We start from the raw sequence: 9,992 nt of genomic DNA on the forward strand, positions 1-9,992 counted from the left end.
ATGCAACTTGATGCCACGCGTTAAACATCTTCGGGTAATCACCCTTGCCATGGCGCTGGTGTTCCTGTTCACCAGTGTGGCTTTTGCCGCCGGCGTTCCGCAGTACATCTACTTCGGGAGCGGCAGCGATATGGTAAAGGTAGACTATGCCCAAGCCCGTAAGGATGCCATGCAGGGTAACAAAGCCCTGTACAATGGTGTCGTGCAGCATGTGGGCAATGCGATAGAAACCGGCGCGGCCGTTGTTGTGGAAACCGACGACCAGAAAGTTCTGGACTATCAGAAAGGCTTCAGTGCGGGCAAGCGCTTCGCCGACATCGTCAATGACCCCGCCTACCAGACCGAAAAGCCCGCAGTCAACAAAGAGCTGCGGTTGAATGAAAACGGCCAGCCGGAAATCGGGGACATTCAGCAGCCGGCAGTGGTGGAGATCAGCTCCATTACGCCCACTGATACCCTTGGCGTAGTGGAAATCGTGGCCGAAGGCACCACCGCCGAAGCTTTGCAGGCCGCCATCAACCCGCGCAGCACGGTAGTGGCCAAGGAAGGCATACCGAACACCTACACCGTGACCATCCAGAACGCCGCCTACGACCAGGAGATCACCCTGGAGTTCGGAGCCGGCTTCCAGCTCAAAGCGGGCGTGAACAACAGGGTCAAGTGGGCTTCGCCGAAGCTGGAAGTTGTATCGGTGAGTGCTATTAACGCTATAAACGTTGAGTACGGTACACCCGTTGACAGTCTTGAGCTGCCGGCTCAAGTAGAAGTAACCCTGAGCGACAACTCTACCCAGATGATTGACGTCAACTGGGATACCTCCAGTTACGACGGGAATACCGCTGGGACATACACCTTTGAGGGGACCCTGGTATTGCCAGAAAACTTAACCAACCCAAATGGCCTTAAAGCTTCTGTGGACGTAATTGTCGCTGAAGCTCCTGATACCGAAGTTCCGGTAATCACCTTGGATCAAACTGACGCTACAGTTAACAAAGCAGAGTTCACCGTATCCGGCCGCGTGAGCGAGGCTGCTACTGTTAAGGTGAACGGCGAAGAAGTGACAGTGAACGAAGACCTGACCTTCAGCACTGTTGTGACTCTGACTGAAGGCGCGAATATCATCACCGTTGAGGCAACCGACGCTGCTGGCAACGCTGCAACTCCGGTCAGCATCAATGTTACACTCGATACCACGGCTCCGGCTATCACTGTGGAAGGCGTGTCTAATAACGCGTTCTACAACGCTGGGGTGACCCCGGTTGTCACCACCGACGACGAGAATGCCACCGTGACCATGACCCTGGATGGCGCCGAGTACGACGGCTCCGAGATCGCCGCTGAGGGCGCCCACGAGCTGGTAGTCACTGCCACTGACGCAGTCGGCAACGAAGCCACCAAGACCGTGAGGTTCACCATTGACTTGACTGCTCCGGTCATCACCGTCGCCGCGGCCACCGTGGACGTGACTGCCGACCAGCAGAAGCTCACCTTCACTGTTGAAGACGCCAACGTTTCAGCCGAGGACATCACCGTGGCCCAGGCCGGCCAGACCCTGGCTGTCACCGCCGAAGAAGCGGCCAACACTTACTCCGTGTTGCTGAACGAAGTGCAGGGCGCCAATCAGACCCTGACCATTGACGTCACTGACAAGGCCGGCAACGCAGCCGAGCAGGTCAGCGTGACCCTGGTGGACAAGAAGGCCCCGGAGATCGTCTCCGTTGAGAACGTCAACGGCAACCAGCTTGTCGTGGTCTTCAGCGAGGCGGTCGACGAGAATAACGCCGAAACCATCAGTAACTACGTGCTGCGTAACGTTACCACCGGTGAACAATTGACCTTGGGTAACAGTGGTAATGCTGACTATGCCGTCCTGCAGGCCGACGGCAAGACGGTGCTGATCACCTTAAGTACAGCAACCACCAACACACTGGGCGTTGAGAATATGGGCACCCTGGACGCCGTCCAGTACCGGCTGTTTGTAAACCCGGTAACGTCTGTCGTTGCTACCAGAGTGAAGGATGTCGTAGGGAACTACGTTGCGGTCAATAGCTATAAAGACTTCACCGGCGGAATTGGCGCCGACACCCAGGCACCGGTCCTGGCCAGCGCTTCCCTCGACCTGGATGCCGGCACCAACGGGCGGCTTATACTTACTGCTAACGAGACAGTCCAGGCGGTCGACGCTTACGTGGATCAGAGTAAGATCAGCATCGGCGGCATCAGCCTGGCTACGGCGACCGTGTCAAGCAGTGTTTACTCCGAAAGTATCGTGCTGGAACTGACTGCAGAGCTGAAGTCCCAGGTTGCGGCACTGGAAGACCTGACGGTAACCGTCCAGGCCGGCGCCTTCAAGGACCTGGCCGGCAATGACAACGCCGCAGGCTCTGTCGTAGCCACCTCCGCGGTATACGTCCGGTTGCTTTCCGCTACCTACGACGAGCTTGCCAACCAGCTCACCCTGGTGTTTGACAGGGCCATTGACGTCTCCGCCTTCGCCAACTTTGCCGACGTAACCCTGAAGGGTGCGACTAACAAGACCCTGGCCGACCTGGGCGCGGTTCTCAAGACTACCACCGATAGCGACACCCTGGTCTTTGAAGCCACTGATGATAGGGCAATCGGTGAGTTTGAGGGCACAGGTGACGCTCCGGCCTCGCCGGCCATTGACATCGCCAGTGGCGTCTTTGCCGGTATCGACGGAAAGTACAACGCCCGGGTAACGGACGGCGCACTGACCTACGTGAACGACGATGTCAAACCCTATATTGTCTCCGCCTCCTACGACGAGGCCACGAACCTGTTGCACCTGGTCTTCAACGAGAAGGTCAACATGAACGTAAGTAACTTCAACGGGAGCGGCGACGTACAATTCTTCGCCGACGGAAACGACCAGACCCCGGTTGTCGACCTGAGTGGCCTGCAGGATGATGATCTGTACAAAGACGCTTTTAAGTCGAGTAAGTTTACCGCAAACGAATATGGCAGCGAAGTGTGGATTGACATTGCGGCAAATACTACTGTTGCGGATGATAAGGTCGAAGCCATCAGCGACAAGAATTCTCTCAAGCTGCGCCTGGGGAACGCCGGCGTGCTGGTAGACACCAACGGCAACAGCAACGACGCCGATACAGCGGAAACCCAGGTCGCGGTGAGCTATACCAGCAGCGCCACCTCGGCTCTGGCTGGAGCGTTAGTCGCGTCGAAGTCCGGTACACCTCTGAAGCTGCTCAAGGCCACCTTCGACAGCAACATGAACGCCGCCAGCGTGGAGAACACCGCCAACTGGCAGCTCTACCTGAAGGCCAATCCGGCCAACCAGGTGGCTATTACCAAGGTGGACCTCCTCGCCGACGGTAGGACTGCCTACCTCTGGACGGCGACGGCCCTTACCGCAGGCGCGAAATATGTGCTCAAGGCAACCGGCATCCAGGACACCTTCGGTAACAGCTTCACCGAATCCGCGGACATCACCGCGAGCGGAGCCGACGCTAACCCGGTAACCCTGGAATCCGGCGACATCAGGATCAAGGACGTTGACGGCTCCGGCACCCTGACCGCCGCCGACACCATCACCCTGGTGTTCTCCGAGCCGGTCGAGTTTAATCTGGCAGGCCTGAACCAGGCCGACTTCGCCAAGGCCGTTGGAACCTCTGTGGACTACCTGCCCAACGCCACATTCGCCGCGGGGGTCAACTCTAACGAGCTTATTATAACCCTCGGCTCCGGTGCAGACCCGGTGGATAAGAAGTTCGGCATTGCGAATAACGCCGATTTCACCGCTGCTTCCGGCCAGACCGTGAAGTTCGCGGCTGATGATGGCGACCTGCGGACCATCCTGCCGCCTGCCGGTGTGGTCAGGCCCACACTGCAGTCGGTCAAGTACGCCGACAGCAACAACAGCGGCGCCATTGACGAAGGCGACCAGCTGGTGCTCGCCTTCGACGTGGATGTGGTTGCCTCCGATGGCGACTTCAATGAAAACAGTGTTGACGTGAGTGATAATAATGGTGCGACTACGGAAAGCATAGACCTACAGGACGGCGCGGTTGTCAGCGGCAAGACCGTCACCGTAAGACTCGCTGTCTATGGTATCGAGGTTGATTCCGGGATTCCAGCCGTGAACCTGAACGACGTCGCCACTCTCAAGGTAACACTTACGAATGCCGACCTTGCCAACAAGTGGGGCCAGGCCGCCAATGACGCTAATGACATTGCTATCACCTCAGACGACACCACCGGACCGGCTCTTGTGGCAGCTCGGTTTGTCGCCAACGCCCTTGATCTGAACGGCGATGGCTACACCACGGGCCACAACGAGACAAACCCCTACGGCTATGTCGTGCTGACCTTCGACGAGGGCGTCAACGTTGATAGCGTAAGTGCCAATGTCTATAACGACTTTGAGTTCGATATCAGTGGCAACAGTTTCGGTAGCAACCCGGAAATCCTGCGGTTCACCGACAACGCAGCCGACGGCACCAAGATAGTGATCAAGCTGGGTGCCGACAGCGTAATTGACGTCGGTCTTGTCAAGATAAACGTCAAGTCTCAGCCCGCTGATATGAAGAATATCTGGGACGCTGCCGGCAACGCCTACAGGAAGACCTCCACTACAGGCGTTACCATCACCCAATAGACCGATGGGATGCAAACGATGCCAGGCACTTAACTTATTAACTTATTGATAAGTGCGTGCCCGTGGCCGGCGCCCCGGTGGGTTGTGCCCCACAGGGGCGCCTTATATTTTCGCTGTATAGTAATATAGTAATGCCGATGGGCTGAATCGCAGTTAGCCCCAAACTAAAACCAGGGGAGGTTGTGCAAATTGACGTCACTCGCAAAATCCCTTCGTGCTGCCGTTTTGGCCGTGTTTTTTGCTTTCCTGCTCGCCAGTGTAGCCTTTGCCGCCGGCGTTCCGCAGTACATCTATTTCGGGAGCGGCAGCGATATAGTAAAGGTTGACTACGCCAAAGCCCGTACGGACGCCATGAACGGGAACAAAACCCTGTACAATGGTGTCGTGCAGCATGTGGGCAATGCCATGGAAACCGGCGCGGACGTTGTTGTGGAAACCGACGACCAGAAAGTTCTGGACTATCAGAAAGGCTTCAGTGCGGGCAAGCGCTTCGCCGACATCGTCAATGACCCCGCCTACCGGACAGGCAAACCCGAGGCCGGCAGGGAGCTGCGGGTTGAAAACGGACGGGCCGTGATTGTTGACATCCGGCCGTCAGCGGGGCCGCAGATCACCATCGGCAGCAGCTTGACCGGGGCACCGGGGAGCACTGTGCAGGTACCGGTCGGTTTGACCAGCACTGGCGAGGTGGCCGGCGTGCAGTTCGACGTACTCTTTGACAAAAGCCTGCTCGCCTTCCAGGGAGTTTCCGCCGGGGAGCTCGTCGAGGGCCAGGACTGGTTGGTCTCAGGTAGCGCCCTGGACGGTGCGGCCCGGGTGATCATCGCCAACCTGGCGGGCAGCACGATCGCCGGAGGCACCGGTACACTGGCCGTCATTACCTTCCGGGTGGCGGATGCCGCGCCGGCGGGAGCCCAGAGCGAGCTGGCCCTGCGAGGCGCGGTGCTCTCGGACGCCGACGGCGGGGAGCTTACCGGCGTAAGCCTGGTCAGCGGCCGGTTCACCGCGCAGTGAATGAAGGTAACTTATTTAGTTTTACCGTACAGTTTAAGGAGAGAAAATCCTTTTCCCGGAAACATCTGGCTATAATTTTGCCAACTTAGATGAGTAATCCTGCCTCCTAAGTTGAGTTTAACAGATAAGGAGTGAAATTATGCGGCGGAAGGCATTCATTGGTTTTGGGGGTCTAGGTCTTTTTTCTCTCTTTTTGATCCTTTTATTCGTTTATATGACCAACATGACCAGTGCCGCTTGGGCAAAAACTGAGGTAAACAGAATTGGAGACGAGTTGCACCTGACTTATTACTTTCCTTCTCCAAAGGTAGAACGGCGAACGGCGACGGGGTATGACGTAGTCTACATCCCTGGTCTGAAGATGGAGAGTTTACCCGGCAAGCCACTCATACCTGTCCGCCAAGCATTCGTCCTTGTCCCTGCTGGAAAGGAAGTAGCAGAAGTCCGGATCGTCGGTGGGGCAAAGCGTGTGCTGGGCCATTTCAAACTTGAACCAGGTGCAAAACCGAAGCCCCTCGCATCTACAGCAAAGCCTTCTGAGCCGGTACCTGACCCGGAGATTTACAGCTCAGCCGCACCATACCATGCAAAGCCATTGGGAAATGTTGCGGTTCAATACAAGAGCGGCTGCCCCATAGTGATAGCAAATCTCTATCCAGTAGAGTATGTCCCTAAAACCGGGCAGGTCTCCTACTACGAGCAACTAACACTCGTCGTACGGTTCCGGCCATCCAATGCCAGACCACGATTTCTGCCCTCCAAGATCGACAGTTTTATGATCCGGAGGATGGTGGACAACCCTTCGGAGCTGAATAGTTACCTTTCGACGCCTTTACCTACGGGTCGTTCGTGGCTCCTTAGGGGTTTTTATGACTACCTCATCATTACCAGCCGTGCTTTGGCACCAGCCTTCACCCCTCTGGCAGAGTGGAGGAGTTCTCAAGGGTTGCAGAGCGCTGTGGTCTGCGTGGAGGATATCTACGCCACCTACCCCGGCCGCGATCCCCAGGAGCAGATTCGCAACTTCCTGAGAGAGGCTAAGGAAAAAAACGGGATAAGCTTTGTGCTCTTAGGCGGTGACGGGGACAGAAAGGATGTGGGGGGAGAAAGCGAAGACCCCATCGTGCCGACCCGGGCCCTCTATTGCCCCCCTGTTGAAGGCGACTGCCTTGTTGAGGCGATAGCAAAGACCCAGGAGCCCGGTGCGGCCAAGGAGATCATCGGAACCCTCAGGGAGTTTCGCGATGCCTGCCTCCACCCCGACTACATAAGGATGTACTACCGATACAGCCCGATGGTGTATAGAGTCCTCTTTACGAACCCCTTCCTGTTGCGGCAAGCGACCACCATCCTGACAAAGTACACGCCTTGGTTTGGGGACCTCACGGCCGGCAAAGAGGGCCCCGTGCTGAGCGAGGCCGACACACGGGAGTTGTGCAGCTTCGTCGCCTCGCTCCGAGAAGAGATACGGAGGTGCCATGGGGACAGATACACTGAGTTGGTGCGCGAGTTGGAGCAGATAGAAAGCTACCTCTCCGGCGTCGCCGGGAAAAGTTTCAGCGAGGCGTTTTGGGCATCACCGTATGCGGCACGCCAGTCGTCCCAGTTTTCCAGTGGAGACGGCTTTCCGCTCGGCCCTGAAGACATCGCTGGCGACCTTTACTACGCGTGTCTGGATGGAAGTTACGACGGTAACGGGAACAGGATTTACGGCGAGCCCTGCGACGGCGAGGACGGAGGCGATGTCGACCTTCTGGCAGAGCTCTATGTGGGGCGGGCACCGGTAGATTCGCCGGAGGAAGCCAGCACCTTCGTCGCCAAAACGATAGCATATGAAAAGGGAGCGGCGAGCAAGGAAGCCTGGATGGTGGGCGAAGACCTTGGCTGGAAGGTCTGGGGTAGTGACTACAAGAACGAGATTAAAGACGGCTCCTCGAACCACGGGTACACAACGGCTGGTTTCCCGCCGGTCTTCGAAGTGCAGACGCTCTACGACACGCCTGAAAGGAAGTTCATGCCAGAAGAGGCATTACAAGTTCTTAACAGCGGTCCCCACCTGCTCAACCATTTAGGCCACGCTTACAACACCTACGTGATGAAGCTCGAGAACGAAGACGTAGATAAGCTGGAAAACAGCCGCACATTTTTCCTTTATACCCAGGGCTGTTATGCGGGTTCCTTTGACAACCGTGACGATAGTAACTGGGCCATAGATGAGGACTGCATCGCCGAACACCTGGTTGCCCAGCAGGCAGGGGCCTTTGCGGTGATAGCAAACTCCCGCTACGGGTGGGGTGATGACACTTCAACCAACGGCACCTCTCAGCGGTACGACCGGGAGTTCTGGGACGCTGTCTTCGGCGAGGGGATTCCCTGGCTGGGCGTGGCCAACCAGGACTCCAAGGAGGATAGCGTTGGCTTGGCCCAGACGGACGACTATATGCGGTTCTGTTATTACGAGCTCAATCTTCTGGGCGACCCGGCTGTCCGGATTGCCATCCCGGGCCAAGAAGCGGTGGTGCTCTGCCTGCCGGAAACAGCTAGTGGCGGTCCCGGAGGTGTGGTCACAGTGCCGCTGACTGTGCAAAAAGCTGCGGGGGTCGCAGGCTTCCAGTTCACCCTCGTCTGGGATGCTTCTTGGTTGACCGAGCCGCATGTAGAAAAAGGTGGCCTGATCTCAGGAGATAGCGGGTGGAACCTGGACGCTCAACCGGTTGAGGGTGGCCTTAAGGTGATAGGCTACAACCTAGCGGGCCAGACCCTAGGTAGTAGCGAGGGCGAACTGGTGAAGCTGAGCTTTAGGGTGGCAAAAGATGCACCGCCGGGCGCGACAGCACACCTGCGGTTTGAGGATGCGATAGTGAACGATGCCGCAGGCTGTAGCCTCCCAGTAAGCACTGTTGAAGGCAACATCATTGTGGTCACCCGCGCCAAAGGCGACGTCAACGGTGACGGCGTGGTGGACGTCCAGGACGTGGTGCGCACCGTCAACATCGCCCTGGGCCGCGTCCAGCCAAATGACGAGGAAAGGAACGCGGCCGACGCCAACGGGGACGGGGTTATCAACGTGCTCGATGTGGTGCTGATCGCGAACATTGCTCTGGGGCGGGTTTGAGGATAGGAGGAGGATGGTGCCAGGCACTTAACTTATTAACTTATTGATAACTTATGCTTGTGGTCAGCCCTCGGGGCTTATCCCTCCGAGGGTGCTTTATCTTTTCGCTGTATGGTGAATGGAGGAAAGGAATAGCTGGTAAGGTCCTGTTGTCGCATAGCACCTGTCCCAGCCACACGGAAGTTTTACATGAAATATTTAAGGAATATGGTCTCATGTTATCGAAAAATGTTTAGGAACTATATACCGGGGGAGGAATGTTTTTTGTCGCCGAAAAGGGTTTATTACCAGTGGGTGGCGGGGTTGCTAATTTTTCTGGCAATCATAACTATTCATGTACCCAGCGCAGTGGCCCGGCCGGCGGAAAATGATCAGGCTTACCTGCCCGGAAATCTGCAGGCGCTTTCGGTAGCCGGCCATGCCTACGCCTCAAAAGAAACTGCCCGCCAGTTGATTGAAGAACGGCGCCAGCGGGAGAAACAAATGCCCGCCCGGGACTACAGCCGGGAGATTATCGTGAAATAGAAAAAGTCATCGGACAAAGAAAGCAAAGAGGCGCTTCTCAAAAAATGTGCTGCCGAAAAAATCCACGAAAAAGGGGATTTATCCCTGCTCCGGGTAAAAGACAGGGAGGAGGCCATTGCAGAATTAAAGCGGAGCGGGCGCGTAGAGTATGCGGAGCCCAATTATCCCCTGCATGTGATGTACGTCCCAAACGATCCCCTGTTTTTTGACCAGTGGGCGCTGCACACGATCAATGCTGCCGGGGCATGGGATAAGCTGGCGCCAAATCAGGAACCGGTGATTGTGGCCGTGGTTGACTCGGGCATCGATTTTTATCACGAAGATCTGCAGGGGCGCATCTCGCTTGATGGAGCCTGGGATTTTGAATTAAACGATTCATACCCGCTGGATCTGGACGGGCACGGTACGGAAGTGGCTGGTGTTATCGCTGCCGCCACCGGCAACGCCACCGGCATTGCCGGTACCGCCGGGCGGCAAAATGTGCAGATACTGCCCTTGAGGGTCTTCAACTGGCTGGGGGAAACTAATATCTATTGGGTGAGCCAGGCCATTGCCCACGCCGTTGACTGCGGGGCACAGGTGATCAACCTCAGCCTGGGCGGTCCACAGTACTCTCAGGCATTGGCCGATGCGGTTGACTATGCCTGGGAGCGCGGTGTGGTGGTGGTGGCCGCCGCCGGCAATGAAGGCGGTCCGGTGTTC

Annotated in this window: 5 protein-coding genes and 1 pseudogene; all 6 read left to right on the top strand. The window is 56.9% G+C overall.

The window, feature by feature from the left end:
- Positions 1-10 precede the first annotated feature (10 nt).
- Positions 11-4,636, top strand: coding sequence for an Ig-like domain-containing protein (locus BUA65_RS08995; RefSeq protein WP_242656283.1), 4,626 nt, complete (start codon positions 11-13; stop codon positions 4,634-4,636).
- 189 nt (positions 4,637-4,825) lie between these two features.
- Positions 4,826-5,650, top strand: a complete 825-nt coding sequence (locus BUA65_RS09000; protein WP_072869041.1) for a cohesin domain-containing protein — start codon at positions 4,826-4,828, stop codon at positions 5,648-5,650.
- A gap of 139 nt (positions 5,651-5,789) precedes the next feature.
- Positions 5,790-8,765 carry a C25 family cysteine peptidase gene (locus BUA65_RS09005; protein WP_072869043.1) on the top strand — a complete coding sequence of 992 codons (2,976 nt, stop codon included), beginning with the start codon at positions 5,790-5,792 and terminating at the stop codon, positions 8,763-8,765.
- 264 nt (positions 8,766-9,029) lie between these two features.
- Positions 9,030-9,290, top strand: coding sequence for a hypothetical protein (locus BUA65_RS09010; protein WP_072869044.1), 261 nt, complete (start codon positions 9,030-9,032; stop codon positions 9,288-9,290).
- A 24-nt stretch (positions 9,291-9,314) separates the two neighbouring features.
- Positions 9,315-9,440 (top strand): annotated as a pseudogene (locus tag BUA65_RS19330) (hypothetical protein); the annotation flags it as partial.
- A 27-nt stretch (positions 9,441-9,467) separates the two neighbouring features.
- Positions 9,468-9,992 (top strand): S8 family serine peptidase (locus BUA65_RS09015; RefSeq protein WP_165613223.1); only part of this gene is annotated, 525 nt, incomplete at its 3' end.

Origin of the sequence: Desulfofundulus thermosubterraneus DSM 16057 (assembly GCF_900142025.1) — a bacterium.
GTDB lineage: Bacteria > Bacillota > Desulfotomaculia > Desulfotomaculales > Desulfovirgulaceae > Desulfofundulus > Desulfofundulus thermosubterraneus.